General features: G+C 50.6%; 22 protein-coding genes. 14 read left to right on the forward strand and 8 right to left on the reverse strand.

The features are described from left to right. Nucleotides 1-319: 319 nt before the first annotated feature. Both ACJJIQ_RS19040 and ACJJIQ_RS19045 read left to right on the forward strand, forming a co-directional pair. Nucleotides 320-787, forward strand: coding sequence for a hypothetical protein (locus ACJJIQ_RS19040; protein WP_445362742.1), 468 nt, complete (start codon nucleotides 320-322; stop codon nucleotides 785-787). 203 nt (nucleotides 788-990) lie between these two features. After that, nucleotides 991-3,144, forward strand: coding sequence for a TonB-dependent copper receptor (locus ACJJIQ_RS19045; RefSeq protein ID WP_445362743.1), 2,154 nt, complete (start codon nucleotides 991-993; stop codon nucleotides 3,142-3,144). Between the two features lie 245 nt (nucleotides 3,145-3,389). On the opposite strand, the gene ACJJIQ_RS19050 is transcribed toward ACJJIQ_RS19045, so the two are convergent. From ACJJIQ_RS19050 to cysK, 5 genes are all read right to left on the reverse strand, one after another. Next, the gene (locus tag ACJJIQ_RS19050; protein ID WP_445362744.1) at nucleotides 3,390-3,995 is read right to left on the reverse strand and encodes an outer membrane beta-barrel protein; all 606 of its coding nucleotides are present in this window, start codon (nucleotides 3,993-3,995) and stop codon (nucleotides 3,390-3,392) included. Nucleotides 3,996-4,046: 51 nt separating this feature from the next. Then, entirely contained in the window at nucleotides 4,047-4,304 is a 258-nt protein-coding gene (locus tag ACJJIQ_RS19055) for a type II toxin-antitoxin system HicB family antitoxin (protein ID WP_445362745.1), read from the reverse strand. Nucleotides 4,305-4,523: 219 nt separating this feature from the next. After that, a complete protein-coding gene (locus tag ACJJIQ_RS19060) occupies nucleotides 4,524-4,727 on the reverse strand; it encodes a hypothetical protein (RefSeq protein WP_445359148.1) in 204 nt (67 codons plus the stop codon). Between the two features lie 104 nt (nucleotides 4,728-4,831). Beyond that, nucleotides 4,832-5,668 (reverse strand): 3'(2'),5'-bisphosphate nucleotidase CysQ, encoded by an 837-nt coding sequence (cysQ, locus tag ACJJIQ_RS19065; RefSeq protein ID WP_445362746.1) that lies wholly within the window; start codon nucleotides 5,666-5,668, stop codon nucleotides 4,832-4,834. A 38-nt stretch (nucleotides 5,669-5,706) separates the two neighbouring features. Further along, nucleotides 5,707-6,624: a cysteine synthase A gene (gene cysK / locus ACJJIQ_RS19070; RefSeq protein WP_445362747.1), complete on the reverse strand. Its 918-nt coding sequence runs from the start codon at nucleotides 6,622-6,624 to the stop codon at nucleotides 5,707-5,709. Between the two features lie 202 nt (nucleotides 6,625-6,826). Here cysK and ACJJIQ_RS19075 point away from each other — a divergent pair, with 202 nt between their 5' ends. The 10 genes from ACJJIQ_RS19075 (at nucleotide 6,827) to ACJJIQ_RS19120 (ending at nucleotide 16,337) form a co-directional block, all read left to right on the forward strand. Then, entirely contained in the window at nucleotides 6,827-7,492 is a 666-nt protein-coding gene (locus ACJJIQ_RS19075) for a lysoplasmalogenase (RefSeq protein WP_445362748.1), read from the forward strand. Nucleotides 7,493-7,570: 78 nt separating this feature from the next. Continuing rightward, nucleotides 7,571-8,254 carry a GMP/IMP nucleotidase gene (gene yrfG / locus ACJJIQ_RS19080; protein ID WP_445359151.1) on the forward strand — a complete coding sequence of 228 codons (684 nt, stop codon included), beginning with the start codon at nucleotides 7,571-7,573 and terminating at the stop codon, nucleotides 8,252-8,254. Nucleotides 8,255-8,269: 15 nt separating this feature from the next. Further along, a complete protein-coding gene (locus tag ACJJIQ_RS19085; RefSeq protein WP_444906949.1) occupies nucleotides 8,270-8,647 on the forward strand; it encodes an Hsp15 family ribosome-associated heat shock protein in 378 nt (125 codons plus the stop codon). 85 nt (nucleotides 8,648-8,732) lie between these two features. Next, entirely contained in the window at nucleotides 8,733-10,226 is a 1,494-nt protein-coding gene (locus ACJJIQ_RS19090) for a S1C family serine protease (protein ID WP_444926196.1), read from the forward strand. Nucleotides 10,227-10,251: 25 nt separating this feature from the next. Then, nucleotides 10,252-10,713 (forward strand): DUF4124 domain-containing protein, encoded by a 462-nt coding sequence (locus ACJJIQ_RS19095; protein ID WP_445362749.1) that lies wholly within the window; start codon nucleotides 10,252-10,254, stop codon nucleotides 10,711-10,713. Nucleotides 10,714-10,864: 151 nt separating this feature from the next. Then, entirely contained in the window at nucleotides 10,865-11,743 is an 879-nt protein-coding gene (hslO, locus tag ACJJIQ_RS19100) for an Hsp33 family molecular chaperone HslO (RefSeq protein WP_445355456.1), read from the forward strand. Nucleotides 11,744-12,033: 290 nt separating this feature from the next. Continuing rightward, the gene (locus tag ACJJIQ_RS19105) at nucleotides 12,034-13,581 is read left to right on the forward strand and encodes a phosphoenolpyruvate carboxykinase (protein WP_282930824.1); all 1,548 of its coding nucleotides are present in this window, start codon (nucleotides 12,034-12,036) and stop codon (nucleotides 13,579-13,581) included. Nucleotides 13,582-13,767: 186 nt separating this feature from the next. Further along, entirely contained in the window at nucleotides 13,768-14,448 is a 681-nt protein-coding gene (locus ACJJIQ_RS19110; RefSeq protein WP_445362750.1) for a hypothetical protein, read from the forward strand. A 16-nt stretch (nucleotides 14,449-14,464) separates the two neighbouring features. Beyond that, nucleotides 14,465-15,175, forward strand: coding sequence for a D-Ala-D-Ala carboxypeptidase family metallohydrolase (locus ACJJIQ_RS19115; RefSeq protein WP_444895775.1), 711 nt, complete (start codon nucleotides 14,465-14,467; stop codon nucleotides 15,173-15,175). Nucleotides 15,176-15,257: 82 nt separating this feature from the next. Next, complete coding sequence (locus ACJJIQ_RS19120) at nucleotides 15,258-16,337, forward strand: AI-2E family transporter (RefSeq protein ID WP_413663709.1); 1,080 nt, start codon at nucleotides 15,258-15,260, stop codon at nucleotides 16,335-16,337. 73 nt (nucleotides 16,338-16,410) lie between these two features. On the opposite strand, the gene ACJJIQ_RS19125 is transcribed toward ACJJIQ_RS19120, so the two are convergent. Both ACJJIQ_RS19125 and ACJJIQ_RS19130 read right to left on the reverse strand, forming a co-directional pair. Beyond that, a complete protein-coding gene (locus tag ACJJIQ_RS19125; protein ID WP_445362751.1) occupies nucleotides 16,411-17,001 on the reverse strand; it encodes a bestrophin-like domain in 591 nt (196 codons plus the stop codon). Nucleotides 17,002-17,268: 267 nt separating this feature from the next. After that, nucleotides 17,269-17,472 (reverse strand): hypothetical protein, encoded by a 204-nt coding sequence (locus ACJJIQ_RS19130; RefSeq protein WP_444918516.1) that lies wholly within the window; start codon nucleotides 17,470-17,472, stop codon nucleotides 17,269-17,271. Between the two features lie 156 nt (nucleotides 17,473-17,628). Between ACJJIQ_RS19130 and ACJJIQ_RS19135 the strand changes: the two genes are divergently transcribed. Further along, nucleotides 17,629-18,150, forward strand: a complete 522-nt coding sequence (locus tag ACJJIQ_RS19135; protein ID WP_445362752.1) for a peroxiredoxin family protein — start codon at nucleotides 17,629-17,631, stop codon at nucleotides 18,148-18,150. Between the two features lie 67 nt (nucleotides 18,151-18,217). Here ACJJIQ_RS19135 and ACJJIQ_RS19140 read toward each other — a convergent pair whose 3' ends face one another. Next, nucleotides 18,218-18,553, reverse strand: coding sequence for a PAS domain-containing protein (locus ACJJIQ_RS19140; protein WP_444906941.1), 336 nt, complete (start codon nucleotides 18,551-18,553; stop codon nucleotides 18,218-18,220). A 200-nt stretch (nucleotides 18,554-18,753) separates the two neighbouring features. On the opposite strand from ACJJIQ_RS19140, the gene ACJJIQ_RS19145 reads away from it, so the two are divergent. Beyond that, nucleotides 18,754-20,652, forward strand: coding sequence for a hypothetical protein (locus ACJJIQ_RS19145; protein ID WP_445362753.1), 1,899 nt, complete (start codon nucleotides 18,754-18,756; stop codon nucleotides 20,650-20,652). The last annotated feature ends 8 nt before the right edge of the window (nucleotides 20,653-20,660 follow it).

The raw sequence follows: 20,660 nt of genomic DNA on the forward strand, positions 1-20,660 counted from the left end.
TTCACCGAGTGGGGACTCTCCGAGCCCCCACTATTTAAACCTTCTCTATAACATTCCCACTACCCGCAATAATCCAGGGCTGTCCGGGAACTCTCCCCAATCCCGGGAATCTCTTATTGAGCGCGCTACCTCCTGGAACCTTTAGCTTCCAGCAAAGTTAGATTTATTTTTAGAATGCGCGGAAGAAAAGAAATTAAATTCCAACAAAACCTGATAAAGCTCAATTTACCTCGTATTAGTTCGCAAAAGTTAACTTGGGGCAGTGGCACTTTGCTGTATCACCCGTTAACCTCTTGTTACTCATCTCCGGGTATTTAAAATGGGCCCGGGCAAAGTACAGACCTTCTTATTTATGAGCGGTAAGCGCACCACCCAATACTGTTCCCGTCTGTCCCAGTGGCAGGCGCTATTGCTATTGCTGGTATTTCTCAGCGCGCGAGGCCTGGTTCCTGCAGGTTTTATGCCGGCAGATTTTGCAGCGGGAACGCCCTATGGGCTCTGCCATGGCGATAGCCGCAGCGCTTTATTGCTCAATACCCTCAAAGCGAACTCTCACAGCGATCATCACGGCGACCACTCTTCAAGCCACAACCACGATACGCTTACCGCTCACTCATTTGCCGATAACCATTGTAATTTTTCCGCCGCTGCCAGTATTGCCAGCGCACCAACTACAGAACTGGAAATAGTCCTAACCGGTTTTACTCAACCGCCCTCTTATCCGGCTTTTTTCCGCGTTATCTCTAACGCTTACAGCCGCCCACTGATTCGCGCCCCCCCGGTTTAATTCCTTTTTTATTCCAACACCATCACTCCGCAGTTCGCTGTGGACCGCAAGTCTCATTGCTGTCTTAACATTTTCAGCGCTTTGGGTCTTGCCAAAATACGACCACTTTTTCAGGTGGGGATATGTCGCGTGCGCCAAATATTACTCAGGCGTGCGCGCTCACTGCTGCGTGTTCGAAACGCCAGCGAAAAGGATTGAAAACCATGCATCAGAGCATCAACGCAAAAATTTTTCTGAAAAAACCTCTCAGCCTGGCACTCGCTGCCTGCTGTACCTTTTCAGCACATCTCGCAGCGGAAGAATCCGAAGAGTCAGAACCATTAAAAGATAGTGAAATGGAACAAATGGTGGTTACTGGGGTAAAAACTGAACTCCCCCTCAACCTGGTAACCGATCCGAAAAAACCCCGTCAGCCATTACCTGCCAATGACGGCGCCGACTACCTGAAAACAATTCCGGGATTTTCCGTAGTGCGTAAAGGCGGCACCAGTGGCGATCCGATGCTTCGCGGAATGGGGGGCTCTCGCCTGGGAATGGTTGTGGATGGAGAAACAATGGCGGGTGGTTGTCCCAGCCGAATGGACCCACCTACAGCCTATATTTTTCCCGAGGCAATGGACGAAATTGAAGTTATTAAAGGGCCACAGAGCGTCCTCTATGGCCCGGGAAATTCCGCCGGCGTAGTTGTATTTAATCAGCAGCAGGAGCGCCCCACTGAAAGCGACTGGAATATGCATGCGAGCCTGCTCGGCGCCAGTGCCGAGCGTCGCGATGGTCTATTCGATATCTCCTATAGTTCGCCGCAGTTTTCTATCCGCAGCTCCTCGACCTCGGCATCTGCGGACGACTACGAAGACGGGGATGGCAATGAGGTAAATTCCAGTTATGAGCGCTGGAGCAGCCAGGTCAATTTGGCCTGGACACCCAGCGACGATACACGGGTCGAGTTTGATACTGCATTTAGCGATGGGGAAGCTGCCTATGCAGATCGGGGAGTCGACGGTTCCAAGTTTGCCCGTGAGAGCCACAAAGCGAAATATGTCCGCAGCAATATCAGCAGCTGGCTCGATTCAATTGAGCTCCAGGCCTACTACAACTATATCGACCACATCATGGATAACTACAGCCTGCGCGAGCTATCCAGCACCGCTACCCCCATGGTCATGAATCTCGATAGTGAGACCACAGGTTTCAAGATGGCTCTGGTGTTTACGCCTATGGACGATGTGGAATTGACCAGTGGAATTGATGCCCGGGAAAATCGCCACACCGGCCGCTCGACCATGAACCAGTCCACCATGGACTACCGGGATATGAAGCGAGAGGCCGATGCCGAATTTAGCCAGCTGGGGTTATTTTCTGAGGTCAGTTGGCAGGTCGCAGCCAATCAGCGCTGGATCGCCGGTGCACGAGTGGATGATTGGGAAGTAAAAGACCTTCGCGATGAAGTTGCTCTATCCATGATGTCCTCAGTGGATAACCCCACTGCGGGAGAAACTCGCTCAGAGCTATTGAGCAGCGGCTTCCTGCGCTATGAATATAGTCTCGAGAGCGGCCCCAATAGTTCTGCCACACTCTTTGCCGGGCTCGGCTACACTGAGCGCTTCCCCGATTATTGGGAAATTTTCTCCTACGAGACAGCAGACTCCTACAGCGCACTGGATATCGAATCAGAAAAGACCACCCAGCTGGATATCGGCTATATCTATCGCGGTGAAAAACTCTCTGCCAGTGTCTCCGGATTCGTCAATCAGATTGATGACTACCTGATGATTGAGAAGGATTACGAAAAAGTGGCAGTAATGAGTAGCATGGACTCTATGGGTAGTATGAATATGGATGGTATGGACTCCTCCGATACTCGCACTACCTCCATTATCAGAAACATCCAGGCGCGCTCCTGGGGTTTGGAGTTTGACTCCTCATATCAGCTCAACGAGCAGTGGCGCACTGAATTCACCGTAACATCTGTTCGCGGTGCCAACGAAACCGATGGCACTACCTTGGCACAACTGCCGCCTCTGGAGGGCCGCCTGGGACTCTACTATGAACAGGCCCAGTGGTCAGCAGGTGTTTTATGGCGCGCTATCGCAAGCCAGGACCGGGTGGATATCGGCAAAGGCAATATTGTTGGTCAGGATATTGGTGCAACTGACTCTGCCAACGTCGTTTCCATCAATGCAGGCTGGAAACCCAGTAAAAGTGTACTGGTAACTACCGGTATCGATAACCTATTCGATGAGACTTACGCAGAACATATCAGTCGCTCTGGAGCCAATATTATTGGTTTCGATCAGTTGACCCGGGTTAACGAACCGGGACGCACCTTCTGGCTGAAAGCCATTTATCGAATTTAAAAGCTATTGGGGGTCCCCGACCCCCTTTTTCACTCCCCAGAAAATCAGTAGTTAATTGAGAAATTTCTACGAGTAAATTATTGGGAAAAATAAGTTACTAAAAAGGGAGAAGAAAAGAATACACCGCGCTTGGGACCCTATGAGGCATGGATGCCGATTAGGAGCTTACAGGGATGTATTCACAGCGTGTCTCGAGTGCGGTGTATTCTTTCCTTCCATCCCAGTAGTAAAAGGTGGGAGGCAAACTAAAAGCGGTAGGAAAAATTCAAACTCAGGGTACGCAGATGCCCGAGGTTAACACGTTCTATTTTGCCAATATTATTGTAGTTATACTCTAATGAAGTATCGAAATCCTGAGTCCACATAATTCGGTAACCCACTCCGGCATTCCAAAAGGTATCACTGCCACTGGCATCAATAATATAGATATATCGATCATCCGGATAAAATGGTGGGTATTCTCGATACCAATAGCCTCTTCTTACAACATTATTCAAATCCACATCGGCATAATTATATCCCACCATCCAATAGAGACATTGAACGTGACAATTCAGGGTAAAATCAATTTTAAAATTTAAACCTACCTGATCTACTGTGACATGATTATCATCAAAATGTGACGCCCGCAGCTCAACTTGCCAGACTCCTACCGCCGGCGTAATTCCAAGGCTGACATAGCCAAAAGAATCCCGCTGCTTATTTAACTGCTGCTCGCCACTCCCAAAACCAACGGTACCGATAATCCGGTACTCTCCCGTGGCGACACCATCAAAAGGATTATTCGCCTCGAATCCATAACTGGACGCAGCTATAAAAAAGGAAAGCAGGTAGACGGATAGCTTTATCATCGCCACTCACATCAAAAAGCCAGTCATCAAGTTCAAGCTCAGTGAATTATTTCAAGTTGTTTCTACATCAATAATGGCCCAGACGCCTCCTACAAAAGCCGGGTTTTTCTTCAGGTTGTCTACATCACCTGCTTGCGGCATTGGCTGTCCAGCCTGGCGGAGCTCTTCCAACCGATGAAAAATCGTTTCAGCCATTTTTTGCAGGGTCCCCTCAAGGGTATCGGCATAGCAGTGGCAATGCGGCAGATCCGGTGCAATGGCACCAAATCCGGCATATTCAATATTGTGCACCACAACCGGGTAGCGCATTGAAAAATACTCTTATGTATTAGCTTTCCAAAGCGTAGACTGATTTACATTTTACGGGGGAATTTGGCAAGGAAATTAGCTAATTAGCCGGAAAATAATATTTCGCGCTGGCACAGATTCAACACTATAAGTGACAGCACTGAGCAGGAAGAACTGCCGTATTCAAATTAAAACCTGCAGCACTACAGTTTTTCACACAAGAAAATATTTGGAATTTAGTTAACGGGGCATCCTACCTAATAGGGCCCGGCGGGAAAATAGCATGCTGTTATAGGTGCGCCGCAACGCAATATCATTTGCATCGACTGTATTGGAGAGGGCTTCAAAATGCCGCTGCAACCAGTTTATCTCCTCCTCCAGTTCCCGACGCAAACAGCGAATTTCACCTTTATCCTGGTTAAAGCGCAGATCGGGTCCAGACATCAGTGAGCCTCCTGAATTTGGAAATATCCAGATCCCCTTTAAAGCCTCCACCAGTGGTGGTGGAGGCACAAATATACTCTCTATATGTTTATTGGTGTCACACCCTAAGCAGCGGACTTATCCAGCAGTAGGGATTGCCAATCAAAAGAAGAATCGCCAATTACATAGAAAAAGGGATTTAGCAGAGAGTCTTTGGTGTTGTAGCGCAACAAATTAAACTCTTCGTCCACAACAATACCACCTGCTGCTTCAACTACAGCCTGAGCTGCCGCAGTATCCCACTCGCAAGTAGGAGCCAGACGCGGATACAAATCTGCTGCCCCCTCAGCAACCAGGCATAATTTCAGCGAGGAGCCCATATTTTTGCACTCGACAGCTCCTAGCTCAGACTCGATACGTTGTACCAACTGGTCGACAGTGCCGGTTCCATGGCTGCGGCTGGCCACAAGCTCAACAACTTCACTATTATCCAGGCGCGGCCTCAGTGGACGCACCCGAATTTCAGTTTCGCCATTGGCATCGCGCTTAAAGGCTCCTTCGCCCTTGCAGCCGGCATAAGTGATATTCAGTACCGGTACGTAAACCACCCCCAAAACGGGCTCGCCATTTTCGATTAACGCGACATTTACGGTAAATTCACCGTTGCGTCGGATAAATTCTTTGGTGCCATCGAGCGGATCGACAATCCAGTAACGCTGCCACTGACTGCGCTCTTCGAACGAGGGCATTTCCTGCTCTTCTGATAAAACCGGTACTCCCTCGATAAGCTGTGCCAACGCCGGCTCCAGTACTTTGTGAGCGGCCAGATCTGCAGCAGTTACTGGGGAATCATCTTTCTTTGTCTCGACTTCCAACTCAGCGCTGTTGTGATACACCTCGAGAATCGCTTCTCCCGCGCGTTTGCAGATCTCTATCACCTGCTCTAAAAGTGCTTTATCCATTACAACTCCATACTCTGTTAACTCACCATTATAAAGTCTTAGGCGGAGAAAAGGTCCTGAACGGACAGGTAGCGCTCACCAGTGTCATAGCTGAATACCAGTACCCGGCTGCCCGCATCCATCTCCCCTTCGCGCTTTTTCAGGGCCGCAAGGCTGGCACCGGAGGAGATACCCACAAAAATTCCCTCTTTTAATGCGCAGCGACGCGCCATTTCAAAACTGTCTTCCTCACTTACCAATACAGTACCGTCGAGTACTTCCGTATTGAGTACCTGGGGTACAAAGCCGGCGCCGATACCCTGCAAACGATGCAGGCCTTTCTCTCCACCGCTAATCACCGGTGATTTCTCCGGCTCTACCGCATAGACCTGTAATTTGGGAAAGTGCTCTTTTAAGACTTCACCACAGCCTGTGATATGCCCGCCAGTACCCACACCGGTAATCATATAATCCAGCCCCTCAGGAAAATCAGCCAAGATTTCCTTGGAGGTAACGTCCCGGTGCACCTGGGCATTGGCGCGGTTATTAAATTGTTGGGGCATCCAGCTATTCGTATGTGAGGCCAATAACTCCTCCGCCTTAGCAATAGCGCCGCCCATACCGCGCTCTTTAGGTGTAAGGACCAATTCTGCGCCCATTGCTTTCATGACCTGGCGACGCTCTACCGACATAGACTCCGGCATGGTCAGGATCAGGCGATAACCCTTCACGGCAGCAACCATCGCCAGTCCAATACCCGTATTACCAGAGGTCGGTTCGATTATTACCCCACCGGGCTGCAGTGCTCCACGACGCTCTGCATCCTCAATCATCGCCAAGGCAATTCGGTCCTTAATACTGCTGCCCGGATTAAAGCGTTCAACCTTCATCCAAACCTCTATATCGGGGCGAAAGAGGTGATTGATTCTTACGTGAGGGGTATTGCCGATTGTTTCCAGAATATTGGCCGCTTTCATCAGTGAGGCTCTCCATGACTAGTGCTCAAGGCAAATAACTGCCGGGCATGTATTTTCGATGCTCCATATTACCCCAGAAATGTCCCGCGACCGGCACTGGAGAAAACTCAATTGGAATTAGAGAGTACAAGCTATCGATGATGCGGAGGAAAACCGTTAAATTGATGGGGAGGTATACAAAATAAAAATAAGGTAAGTACCTATGTCCGTAGAAAATTCCGCACCCCAGCACAACTTTCGCAATTACCTGGTACCGATGTTTCTGGCCAGTGCCACTTTATTCATCTTTCTGGATACCTGGAAACTGGATAACTTGTGGATGCCCGCGCTAAAAGCGCTGCCGATACTGTGTCTAATGATGATTGCCAGACTGGAGCTGCGGGGCAAAACCCTGCTTTTCACTTTTCTAGCCCTCAGTTCCTCCGCCATCGGGGATGTACTCCTCGAAATGCAATTCCCCCAACACTTTGTGTTTGGACTGGGTGCTTTTCTTATTGCCCAGCTAATCTACGCGCTGGGCTTCCTGCGTTTTGCGGAGCCCCCCAATCGGCGCAACCTTATTCAGACACTGCCTGTAGTGATTGCCGCACTGCTTTTGGCTCAAATTATCCTCCCTGCTGCTGGGGATTTAGCCCCGGCAGTATTAGCGTATCTGCTGGCTATCCTCGCCATGGCGGTCGCAGCCGCAATGCACAAGGGTGACGCCACCTTGCTATTTGCCGGGGCTGTCATCTTTATGGCTTCAGATACATTGATTGCTATTAACAAGTTCATCACCCCACTACCGCTAGCCGATGCCGCCATTATGCTCACCTACTACAGTGCGCAACTGTGTATCCTGTACGGAATCCGCCGCGCCCAGGCATAATGCAAACGATCCGGGAAGGCAGTGGCAAGCCAACTAAACTTGTCTTCCCGCCCCATTTCAAAGAGGTACATAGCTCCCATGCTCGATTGGCGAAGTATCGATACCGTATTGCTGGACATGGACGGCACCCTGCTGGATTTGCATTACGACAATCATTTTTGGCTCACGCACCTGCCCAAGCGCTACGCTGAAGTCCACGGCTTTGACCCACAGGAAGCCCAGCAGAAGCTCGAGGCTGAGATCAATGCCCGCCGCGGTACGCTGGAGTGGTACTGCCTGGACTTCTGGGCGGAAAAACTGGAGCTGGATATCCTCAGCATATTGCGCGAGATCGAGACCCGCATCGCCCTGCGCCCTCACACTGAGGCGTTTCTGAGCGGCCTGCAACAACTGCAAAAGCCCACCTACCTCGTGACCAATGCGCACCGTCAAGGGTTGGATCACAAGCTGGAGATCACCGGTATCGACCGCTGGTTTGACGGCATCATCTCCTCCCATGATTATGGACATGCCAAGGAGAGTGCCAATTTCTGGGACTCTCTGCGAGATAACCTGGAATTTGACCCGGAGAACACCCTGTTTGTCGACGATAACCAATCTGTTCTGAGCGCGGCCCAGGACTACGGTATCGCCCACCTATTATGTATTCGCCAACCGGATAGCTGCGGGCCCAAACGGGAAATCACCAACTTCCCGGCGATCCATCATTTTGATGAGATCATGGCTTTTAACCGCAGTAGACTGGACACCGGGTCCGCCTGATTTCACAAGGAAACCATGGAAAAAGTACGTATCGATAAGTGGCTCTGGGCCGCGCGCTTCTTTAAGACTCGCAGCATTGCCAAGCAGGCGATCGAAGGTGGAAAAGTCCACGCCGATGGCCAGCGGGTCAAAGCCAGCAAGGAAGTCACTACCGGTGTCAAACTGAGCATCCGCCAGGGCTGGGATTTACTGGAAGTTGAAGTAACCGCTCTATCGGATCAGCGGCGCGGCGCCGAGATTGCGCGCACCTTATACCGCGAGACCGAAGACAGTATCGCCCGCCGGGAAAAAGAGAAAACCGAGCGACAGGCAGCCAATGCCGGGATACAACAGGAGCGACCCAATAAAAAGCAACGCCGCCAGATACACCGCTTCCTGCGGGAACAAGAGTAGACTCAGCAGACAAAAGTGGTGAAATTTCCGCCATTTCCCACTTTAGCTGCTAAACTGCCCCCACTTAACCGGATAGAAAACAGCCATGTTGAAACGACTGATCGCCATTTCCCTGCTGATTTTGCTCGGTACCCAAACCGCCCTAGCAGACAGCCGAGAACACGAGCAGCTCAAGCGCTCAATCATCAAGATTTACACCACCGCCGCCGCCCCGGATTATTTCAATCCCTGGGCCCTGCTCAACCCCAAGCAGCTGTCCGGTTCCGGTGCCGTTATCCGCAACCAGCAAATCCTGACCAACGCACACGTAGTGGCCAACGGCAGCTTCATCCAGGTACAGCGCCACGGCGATGCAAAGAAATTCCGCGCCCGAGTGAAATTTGTCTCCCACGATGCCGACCTCGCCCTGCTGACCGTCGATGACGAAAGCTTTTTCAATGATACCCGCCCCCTGACCCTGGGCAAATTGCCCGATCTGCAGGAAGAGGTCACCGTCTACGGCTACCCCATAGGCGGCAAATCCCTTTCGATTACCCGCGGAGTACTCTCCCGCGTGGAGCACCAGTATTATGCCCATGCGGAAAGCTACCTGATGGCGGGCCAGATAGATGCGGCAATCAACCCGGGCAACAGCGGCGGTCCGGTTATCTCCAATGGCCGCATCGTCGGCGTGGCCATGCAAACCAATCAGAGCGCTGAAAACCTGGGTTACTTTGTCCCCCCCAGCGTGATCGCTCATGTCTTAGAAGATGCCAAGGACAATGTGCACCAAGGGTTCCCCGAACTGGGACTGGTAACCCAGAGCCTGGAAAGCCCATCGATGAAAAAGGCCGCCGGTCTCGAGGAAGACCAGGATGGCGCCATGGTCGTTAAAGTGTTCGACAATTCCCCCGCAGCTGAAGTGTTTAAACCCGGCGATGTCCTGCTTGAAGTCGATGGCTTTAAAGTAGCGGCTGACCGGACTGTGGAGTGGAGGGAAAACCAGCGCACCAACTACCACTACGCCGTGGACCGCCACCATGTCGGTGAACGTTTACCGGTGCGCTTCTCCCGCGATGGTAAAGAGCAGACCGCTGAGGTCACGCTGGCCGCAACACCTCCCTCACGCGCTATGGTGCTGGGAGAGCAATTTGACCGCCAGCCCCGCTACTATATCTACGGCGGTGTTGTCTTTGTGCCCCTGAATATGAACCTGATCAAACGCTGGGGCAAAAACTGGCACTCCAAGGCGCCTATTGACTACCTCTATGCCCGCAATCAATGGAGTGACGAGGAACGCCGCGAGCTGGTCGTCGCCCTGAAAGTACTGCCTGCCAATGTGAACCTCGGTTACCACGACTGGAAGAACTGGATCATCGACTCAGTAAATGGCCACAGCATCAAGGACTTCGACGAGTTCGCTCAATTGATGGAAGGCAACAAGCAGGACTTTGTAGATTTGCGCGACCGCTCCGGATACCGGATGGTCTTGGATTCGGCAGAGGCCCAGGAACAGCAGCCTCTGATACTGCAGACCTACCACATCCCCCAGCGTCATTCACAGGGGTTATTCAGCCAGCTGGCCAATAAAGAAGAATAGAAATATAGAAGGGCATGGAGTAGCCGTGAAATTACTGTGTCTACGTTCCGTAATAGGCGGCCTTATACTGGCCGCTAGTGCAACCGCAAGCAGCGCAGAGATGTACCGCTGGGTCGATGAAAGTGGTCGGGTACACTTTGGCGATCGCCCCCCGACTGACGCCAAAGCCGAGGATGTTTCGGGGGATCTGGCCCCGATCAATTCTATTGGCTCCAATGGCAGTCGGCGGCCTATTTTAACAACCGCAACGAGATCGAGAGTTTCTCAAAAGGTTGATGATGAATACCGCGAGCGCCAGTTGCGAGAGAAACAGGAAAAGCAGAAAAAGATGAAGAAAGCCTGCGACAAGGCTCGCAATGACCTTGAAGCCATTCAAGGGCGGGTTGTGTTTCTCGACAATAACGGCAAAGAGGTTCGTCGAACCGAGCGGGAGAGACAGCAAATAGCTGAAAAGCTTCAGCGGGAAATTAAATACTACTGCGGCTAATTACCCTCCTCCATAAGCGCTGACCCATTGTGATAATGGGGTAGCGCTTTACATTCTTCCTCTACTGCACCAGCAATGATCAGCGACAGCTACCATTTAGGCATATCCACCTCTAAAATCCTGCGGTTTTAATACCGAGAGCCCCCGACCTATGTCCGATCAGCTGGAACGCTTTATTTTCTCCAAACACGATATTCGCGGACAGGTGGTGACACTTACTGATTCCTACCGCGATGTACTGGAACACAACCCGCTGCCTACGCCAGTAGCCCGCCTGCTGGGGGAATTCCTCACTGCAGCCAGCCTGCTTTCAACCACACTGAAGTTCGAAGGTGTCCTGAGCCTCCAGGCCCGTGGCGAAGGCGATGTGCCGATGATTATGGCGGAGTGCACTCACCACAGCGACCTGCGCGGCATCGCCCGGGTTGCCGAGGGTGCACAAATCGACGAAACCGCCACCCTGCGCGATATGATCGGCCCCCGTGGAGCCCTGGCCATTACCCTTGAGCCAAAGCGCGGTGAGCGCTATCAAGGTGTGGTTCCCATGGAGCAGGACAACCTGGCCGGCTGCCTGGAAGACTACTTTAAGCAATCGGAACAGCTGGCTACCCGCGTATGGCTGGAAAGCAGTGACAATACCGTCGCCGGTCTTATGTTGCAGATTCTGCCGGGCAATAATGCCGCCACGGAAGAAGAAAATCAGGACGCCTGGGAAACAGCGATTCACTTGGCAGAAACCGTAACTGACGAGGAGTTATTTACCGTTCCCCACCCAGAGCTGATTCACCGCCTATTCCACCAATTGGAGCCGGCGACCCTGGGTACCGACACTATTCGCTTCAAGTGCAGCTGCTCGAGAGAGCGCAGCGCCCGCGCGCTGGTTTCCCTGGGTGCAGAGGATGTCTACCGCCTGCTGGAAGAGCAGCAGGGTGAGATTATCGCGGACTGCCAATTCTGTAACACCCAGTACCGCTTTGACCGGGATCAAATTGAGTCGCTGCTCAACGCTCCCCCCCACACTCTTCACTAATCCGCGCAGGGCTGCGCAACCGCCGAATCCTCAGCGCAGCCCTGCCACCTGTCCCTCTACTCCCCCTATTAAATTCAGAAAAAGAATAATCAAGGCCTCGGCCATAAATTGCCTGAATTTAAGTCGACATTATTTTCCATGACAGCGCTGTCATTGACTACAAAATAGCCATAGTTGGTATCCGCATATTTTGAATTTTGCAATAATGCGCCCCCAAAATTTTCTACGGCTGTCTAAACCTTGGGCAGCCCCATTTTATTTACTGTCCAACTTTCACGGGTATTCCACGAATGGCACAGATCGACGACTCCGCGATGGTCTTCAAGAACCTATCACCGGCACAATTGGTAGAGCAGGCTCTGACGCGCGGCGAGGGCAAGCTGTCAGATACAGGCGCTCTGGTGACTGAAACCGGCGCACGCACCGGTCGCTCCCCGGCTGACCGCTTTGTTGTAGAAGAGCCCTCCACTGCCGACAGCATCGCCTGGGGCAACGTCAACCGTCCTTTCCCGCAGGATAAGTTTGACGCCCTGTGGGATCGTGTAGAGGCTTTTGTTGCCGGTCACGATACTTTTGTTCAGCACCTGCATGTGGGCCAGGATGAAGATCACTACCTGCCAGTGGTAGTGACCACCCAAACTGCATGGCACAACCTGTTCGGCCGCAACATGTTTATCCGCGCCGAAAAGTACAACCCCAAGTCCAAGGAAGAGTGGCAAATCCTGCACGCTCCTCACTTTGTCTGTGAGCCCGAGCGCGATGGCACCAACTCCGAAGGCTGCGTAATTATCAATTTCGGCCAGCGCAAAGTACTGTTGGCCGGTATGCGCTACGCCGGCGAAATGAAGAAGGCCATGTTCTCCGTACAGAACTTCCTGCTGCCGGAAAAAGACGTGATGCCCATGCACTGCGCGGCTAACGTCGGCGAAGATGGCGATACCTGCCTGTTCTTCGGCCTGTCCGGTACCGGCAAGACCACCCTGTCCGCAGATCCCGAGCGCTACCTGATCGGTGACGATGAGCACGGCTGGACCAAGGGTGCCGTCTTCAATATGGAAGGTGGCTGCTACGCGAAAACCATCGACCTGAGCCAGAAAAATGAGCCGGTAATCTGGGATGCCATCCGTTTCGGTGCCATCGTTGAAAACGTGGTAACCAACGATCACGGCACTGCTGACTACTGCGACACCAGCCTGACTGAAAACGGTCGCTGCTCCTACCCGCTGGAACACGTCGAAATGCGTCAGCTGGAAAACCGCGCCGGCGAGCCAAAGAACGTTATCTTCCTGACTTGCGATGTATCCGGCGTACTGCCACCGGTATCCATCCTCTCCAAAGAGGCTGCGGCTTACCACTTCCTGTCTGGCTACACCGCCCGCGTAGGCTCCACCGAGCTGGGCGCAGAGGCCGGTATCCACCCGACTTTCTCCACCTGCTTTGGCGCGCCGTTTATGCCCCGTGCACCGCGCGAATACGCAGACCTGCTGATGAAGCGCATCGAAGAGTTCGGTTCCAAGGTCTACCTGGTAAACACCGGTTGGACCGGCGGCTCCGGCGACAACGGCAAGCGCTTCCCGATTCCGGTAACCCGCGCTGTCGTTGCCGCTATCCAGAGCGGCGCCCTGGAAGGCGTTGCCACTGAGCACCTGGATGCCCTGAACCTGGATATCCCGATGGAAGTGCCCGGCGTGGACAAGTCTTACCTGAACCCTCGTGAAGCCTGGGCTGACAAAGCTGCTTACGACGATCAGGCAGGCAAGCTGGCCAAGCTGTTCGCCGAGAACATTGAGAAGTTCAATGTCAGCGAAGACGTTAAAAATGCAGGCCCTAAAGCCTAATTAGAGGTTGTCGGGCACAGTGCGCTGTCCGTGACCCAAAAGCCGCTGCTCCCTCAGGAGCAGCGGCTTTTTTTGTGGCTGATCCCAAGCCCCCGGCCCGTCGATTTTTGCGGCTATAGTGAGTAAACAGGCGCCGACGATTTTAGCGTCGGTGGAATAACTCTCTCAGCAGCAATCGCGAGCACTATGTCCGCAGGTAACTCGTTTACTCGCTTCGAAACCCTGTTCCCACACAAGCCGCCCGGGCAAAGAGTCAATCGGGTGGTCGTCAGTGCCCTCACTTTAATACTCAGTGCCATCCTGTTTACCCTCTGGCTCTATCTATTCCTCTCCTCGCAAGAGAAGTCCTATATCGAGCAGCGTGGCTATCGCCTCGCCAACGAGGAGACCTTTAACAAATTCCTGCGAGAGGGCAGTAACCGCTCCAACGTACAAGCACTCAATCAATTGCTTCGGGACCGGGGTGTCGCCGAGGTTTTTCCTATTCGTGATCTTCTGCGACAGGGAGGGGACTGGCTGGAACTGGGGGAACCCCCATTCGCCATACCGCCCAGGGACCAGTGGTCCAATATTGTAAAAACCCTCACCCTGGTGCGAGATCAGGTAATACCGCTAATTGGCCCTGTCACCGTGGTTTCCGCTTACCGCACTGATGCCTACAACCGAAAACTTGCGACCGAAGACCAGCCCCGCCACCGTGACTTTTGCGGGCTGGACTTAATTCCGAATTCCAATATCGGTAAAAACGAACTCGCTGAAGAGCTAAGCACACTGCACGCACGCCTCGGTCCCGACAGCAATGTCGGGATGGGCCTGATTGACGATGTCCTGTTTCATGTCGATACCTGTGGCTATCGCACCTGGTAATTGAGGGAGCTGCCCGATGGTTATGCAAAGTAACAAAGAGTGCGTAGAAATCGGCCAGCGTCAACTGCGCCGGCGGATCATCATCATTGGGGCAATCGCACTGGCGATTCTCACCGGCCTATTTGTTTTTACTTACGAACGCGCGCGCGAGGCTGATGACCGGGTGAAATCCCCTATCGATATCCTACCGCTGCTAATGATCCCGGAGGTTTACGATATCCAGGGCTATCCGGCAGCTTCCGAGAGGGCATTCAGCCGCTTCCTGAGCAAAGGCAATAACCATGCACGCTTTACTCAACTCAAAAAATTCCTGCGCTCCAACCGGGTTGAACAGGTTGTGCAACCCTATGAGCTATTGCGTCAGGGCAGTGACTGGCAGGATTTGGACGAACCCGCATTCGCTATCCCTCCCAAGGAGCTCTGGTGGGGCATCGTAAATACTCTGCGGGTAATCGAGCGGGAAATAGTGCCCCGCGTCGGCCCGGTAACTGTGGTCTCCGGGTGGCGTACGGTGGATTACAATCGTAAGGCCGGGGGTTCCAAGGGAAGTAAACATCTGCATTTCTGCGGGCTGGATATAGTTCCGAAAAAGAAGTTCTCCCGAGAGCAATTGGTGCCCGTACTGAGGGATATCCACAAGCGCAACGGCCGCGAATGGCAAATGGGCCTCGGAATCTATCGGGGCATTCGATTTCACGTGGATACGTGCGGATATAGGCGCTGGTAAAACCCCACTGCATCTGCTTAGATAGAGCAAAAATTAGGCGCCCGACCACTGGGCTGCCGAAAGAGAAGCAGAGGAAGTCGCAGTGCAAGAAAAACTGGAAAGGCGCTCATTTATATTGACCTTATTATTGGTCAGCGTAGCTTTTTTACTCTTAATAAAACCCTTCTTTACCCCTATTTTTTGGGCTTGTGCCACCGCACTGATTTTCTACCCCGTGTACCGTCTGTTGATGCAGCGCTTTCCCAATTCGCCTAATTTAATGGCTCTGCTAACCCTGTTTATGTGTATCGTTCTATTGGTGATACCCGTATTGGTAGTGGCCACCTCTTTTATTAATGAAGCGGTAACTCTGTATCACCGGATCCAGGAAGGACAAATTGATGTTTCTAAATCCTTTGAGCAGATTCGCAGTGCTTTCCCCAGGGTTAACAGCACGCTCGAAAGTATTGGCGTGGATGTCGAGGAGGCCAAGCAGCGCCTGATGGGTGGAGTGATGAATGCCGGTAGCTTCGTCGCAAAAAATGCGATTGAGGTCGGACAGAATACTGTTAACTTTTTCGTTATGTTGGGTTTAATGCTTTACCTCACCTTCTTCCTGATTCGCGATGGCGAAAGGCTGGTAAACCTGATTATCCATGCCCTACCACTGGGTGATGAGCGCGAGCACCTTTTGCTGGCAAAGTTTGCTGAAGTCACTCGCGCAACCATTAAAGGAAATCTGGTAGTCGCTATTACCCAGGGCGGCTTGGGCGGAATTATTTTCTGGGTGCTGGGTCTACCGGCACCGGTGCTTTGGGGTGTATTAATGACACTGTTGTCATTGTTGCCCGCCGTCGGTGCCGCATTGATCTGGTTCCCCGCTTCTATTTACCTCTATGCTATTGGCGAACCCATGAAGGCAACGATTTTACTCGCCTATGGTTTCACCGTGATCAGCCTGGTAGATAACCTGTTGCGCCCAATATTGGTGGGTCGAGACACAAAACTCCCCGACTATTTAGTGCTTTTCTCCACTGTCGGCGGTCTGTTTATGTTTGGAATCAGTGGCTTTGCGATAGGCCCCCTTCTCGCTGCACTATTCCTCGCCTTCTGGGAAATTTTTATGCGTGAGTTTGTGCATCCCGAAGATGTCTTAATGCCACAAAAACCTGAAGATCTTTAACCTGTTCCCCGGGGCGGAAAAGCCTTAATTCCGCCCCATCCAATTAATATGCAAAGTCAGCTCGCACAACAGCTCAGTGGGCAGCCTCCTGTAGCTCTTTCAGCTGCAAATTGAGATCGCTCATCGGCGACTGATCAACCAGCAGCGCTCCCTCATTTGCCCGATCCAAATCCGCCACCAGTAAAATCACTGTTGAGAAAGTCAGGGCCAAAGCTATAACTACCTGGGTAGATCCCCCGCGACTTATACCCAACTGGTATCCAATTGCCAGCATCGCCAAAATGGTCATAAAGTACAGGGAGAGCCAGAGTGGACCCGGTATACGGTATTGCAGCCCAACCACAACCCTGGCACGGTGCAGATCTACCATCCCGTTAACCTGCTCGGCAAACTGGCGTAAATAATCGGCGTTGTAATCCTGTGCGATGTGCGCCTCGATCAAACGCCAAAGAGCCTGGTGAATTTCCTCACTGCGAGCTACATCTTCCGGAGTGACGGCGATTGATGGGTCAATATCCCTGAGATTTGCATATTCAGCTATTAGGTCTCGCGCCTTATTCTGCTTATCCAATTGCAAAAAGCTCGCATTTAAATATGCGGCCTGGATGGTATTGACCTCCTGCAACAGCAATGCCTTGCGTTCATTAAATCGGTCGGCTGTCATATCAAGGAATCTCTGAATAACTCCGTGATACCTCTGGCATGCAGAGCGGTTCTCAATCAAGGCGCGGCTTCGCAGGAATGTCCAGACCTTTCAAGAAGTCGCAACGCGGAGTGTGAATCGCTCTGCAAGCCCCGAAGGGCGGGCCTTGAAGGCCACAGCTGCTGCGTTGCAGCTCTTGCAAAGGACTGAGCCATTCGCGGCGAGCTGCGCCTAACATCTGCAGCCTTCAAGACCCGCAGAGGCATTACGGAGTTATTCAGAGGTTCCTTAGGTAAATGCCAAAACGAATGCGACCAGGCCCAAAGTGGCAGCTACCGCACTGCCCAGGGAAGAATCCTCCTTGATACTGGCATTCACTACCCGCCGCTGCCCCAGATAAATCCCCACAGCTAAAGCGCAAAGCACTACGGCAACTGAAATGGTATAGATCAGTGGAAGTGGCAGAGTGTAGAAAAGGCTGTCAAAGCGCATTTAAGCCCCTGCAAAACGGCAAGTCCATAACGGTGCATTGACGCACCAATATTCTTACTTTGGCGCATAAAGCATAGCAGTTATAGCTGAGCTATTGGCCAGTTAGACCTTAGGGCAGTAGCATAGGCGTATCGGTAAACTACAAGGGAAATATTCGTGAAATATCTGCTGACCTTCTTTATTACTGCGTTTATCAGCCTTCCCAGCCTCGCTCTGGAAGTAGGTGAAATGGCGCCAAATTTCACTCTCAAGGGGTCTGATGTCCAAACCCACACATTGGCGGACCTCCAGGGCAAAAGCGCTGTTGTGATCGCCTGGTTTCCCAAGGCATTCACCCGTGGCTGCACCATAGAGTGTAAATCGCTCGCCCAAAACGGTCACTTGATCAAAGATTATGAAGTCACCTATTTTATGGCCAGTACAGATGATCTTGACGATAACACCCGATTTGCTGAAGAGAGCGAAGCGGACTTCCCGTTACTCAGTGACCCCACCGGTGAAACGGCTAAAGCGTACGATGTACTTATTCCCGTAATGAATATCGCCCGCCGCGTTACCATTTATATCGGTAAAGATGGCCGAATTAAAAAAATTGACAAGGATATTAAACCGGCAACCAGCGCAGAGGATATAGCGCGAACGCTTGGTGAATTGGGAACTAAAAAAGTTTCAACCTGAAGGGTAATCCAGATCAATTACTATAAATATCAAATAGCTCAAATTTTGGGCTATTTGTATTGCAAAATCACTTTTTAATAGAAAAAGAAATTCCAAAACAACATTGCTCTCCTTCAAAATCCGCCAGCCACTTACACACACTTAGGTTAACTTCACCCAGGCTAGATTGAACGACATGTTCGAGAAGGTAATCGGGCTCCCCTGAGGAAAATACACGCTGATCAGCTTCACGTAGCGCTTTGGCATTCTCTGCCCAGGCCAATTGTACATCAGTTTTACCAACCACATCCTCTCCAGCCAATTCGCATATCCTTTGGTTACCCCAAATATATTTCTCACTTTTATCTTTTACCCAAAACAAGAATGGAACGTCATCAACGACTTTCAATTCATCTCGAGTCATATAACACCTGTGGATTGCTCACATAAAGCATTTAATAAAAATAATAATAGCTGAGTTAATCGACCCCATAAGCTCATAAAAAAATAAAAGGAAAACTTAGCTATATAACTTAATGCATGCGTACCACTATTATGCCGTGCAATTTAACTTCACAAAGGTATCATACGGCCAATAATTAATATTGAATATAGAGAGAGGTTATGAAGGAACTGACCAGACACCTAACAATACTGGCAGCATCATTGATTCTTGTTAGTGCATGTAGCGGAGGTGGAAGCAATTCATCTAGCCCAGAGCCGACACCAGAAGTACCATCAATTACCCTACATGGAGTCTTTGACGAAAGCTTCTCTGAGTTTCCAGAAATAACAGTCAGCATTGGCGAAAGCCATTATACTGCCGAGCAAACAAACAACAATGAATTCACGGTTGAAATAGAAGGCGGACATAGCGACGAGCTAGTAACCATAATTGCGCAGGGTGCGGTCTCAGATGACTGGAGTTATAGTTTTAAATCCTATGCTGGGTCATTTAGTGAACTCTCGAGCCAAGCAATAAATAATGAAGTAAGCTACCTCAACAATAACCCGGGTTTAGTGTTAAACAGCTTATCAGCGTCGATCTCCAACCTTGCAGAGATATCAAACAACAACAGTGAAATCACAACCACTGAAGACCTAAAAAAACATATTTTCGAAGTGCCTATGGAGGATGCTATTAATTTAGCTATATTCCTAAAAGGTGCAATTAATGAAGAGTTCTCAGACAACACGAACTTTTTCTTTCTCGAAGATAGATATTCAAATACGACAGACTTCATCAGAGATTATTCATTCTCAAAAGCCTATGTAGAAGACATAATTCAATCAAATCAAGAGTATGCAGATGAGCTTCTACTGAAAATCCTAGACAATAATTACTCTCACCAACAGAATTACAGGCTGAATGAATCCTTAGAAACAATCTTTTTGACTGGAAGCTCAGGCAGCGACAATTTAATACCCGGGGTCATACAACTCAAGGAAGAATTACAAAATTCCGGCACAGCTAATTTTATTGGAATTGGAGAGTTCACTCTGTCACTGGATGAGGACGGTGACATTAATGGACAAATAGCTGACGGAGTAAGCTGGGGCAGGTTCAGCCTTCATAACTGTATAGATATTCGAAACAGCAACTTTAATACAAGGCATATTTATTCGACGCCATATAGCCAGGTACTGGAGATCAACCTCAATAGCACTTGTACAAGCCAGAGCGGGGAGCAATATGAATACAGCGAAAAAAGATACTTAAACACCATAAATACAAGTTATTCCGCCTCCTGGGAATCAATTCCCAGTCACTTTTCAACTAAAACTTACCATCCAAATTTCCACCAAAACTGCAACTGCAAATACTTCTCTGGAAAGTTCAGCATGGACTCTGAGAATACTGGTAAAGAGAAATTTGGGCCGGACCTAAAAGAAGAAGAAACATTTTCAGCAGTTCTAACTAATGAATTAGTCATAAACTACGAAAGTGGCCAACAAACACGTTACATTCCCACGAGTACATTCGGAAATGCGACCAGGGTCATTGCCGTTAGCACAGGTAGCGATGGCACAACAGATATATTTTCTAGTTTTTTGGTTGAAGAAGATGACACACCACTTGAGGCTCCTCCATTAAGAGTGGAGACTCACACTTCATTTCCAACTCCCAATATTTGGGCAGTCGTTTATTCCGATAATGGAACTATTCAACAAGAATTTACCTACCCTCTCGATCCATTCAATCCATTTTCTGACTATGACTGGATGACGGATGAACGCAAAGGCTCGTGGGAGATAGCAGCAGACGGCTCAATAGTTTCGAACCACTACTATGATCCAAATCTGGAAACGGAGGAGAATTCCACTGCTGCTTACCTGCCATCCTGCGAGGGACAATCTGAAGACTGCATACTATGGAAAAAAAGGCGATTACGACTTATCAATACCGATGAGGATATCTACTATCTTGAGTCTTACCTTGAAATCTTCTCTTCAAGACTAGAAGAAGGCCAGACAGATTATAAAAACGGCTTCATTGGCCGCTTTAAAAAAGTAGATATCTAAGGAACCTC

Source organism: Microbulbifer maximicatervae (SeqCode) (genome assembly GCF_052468295.1).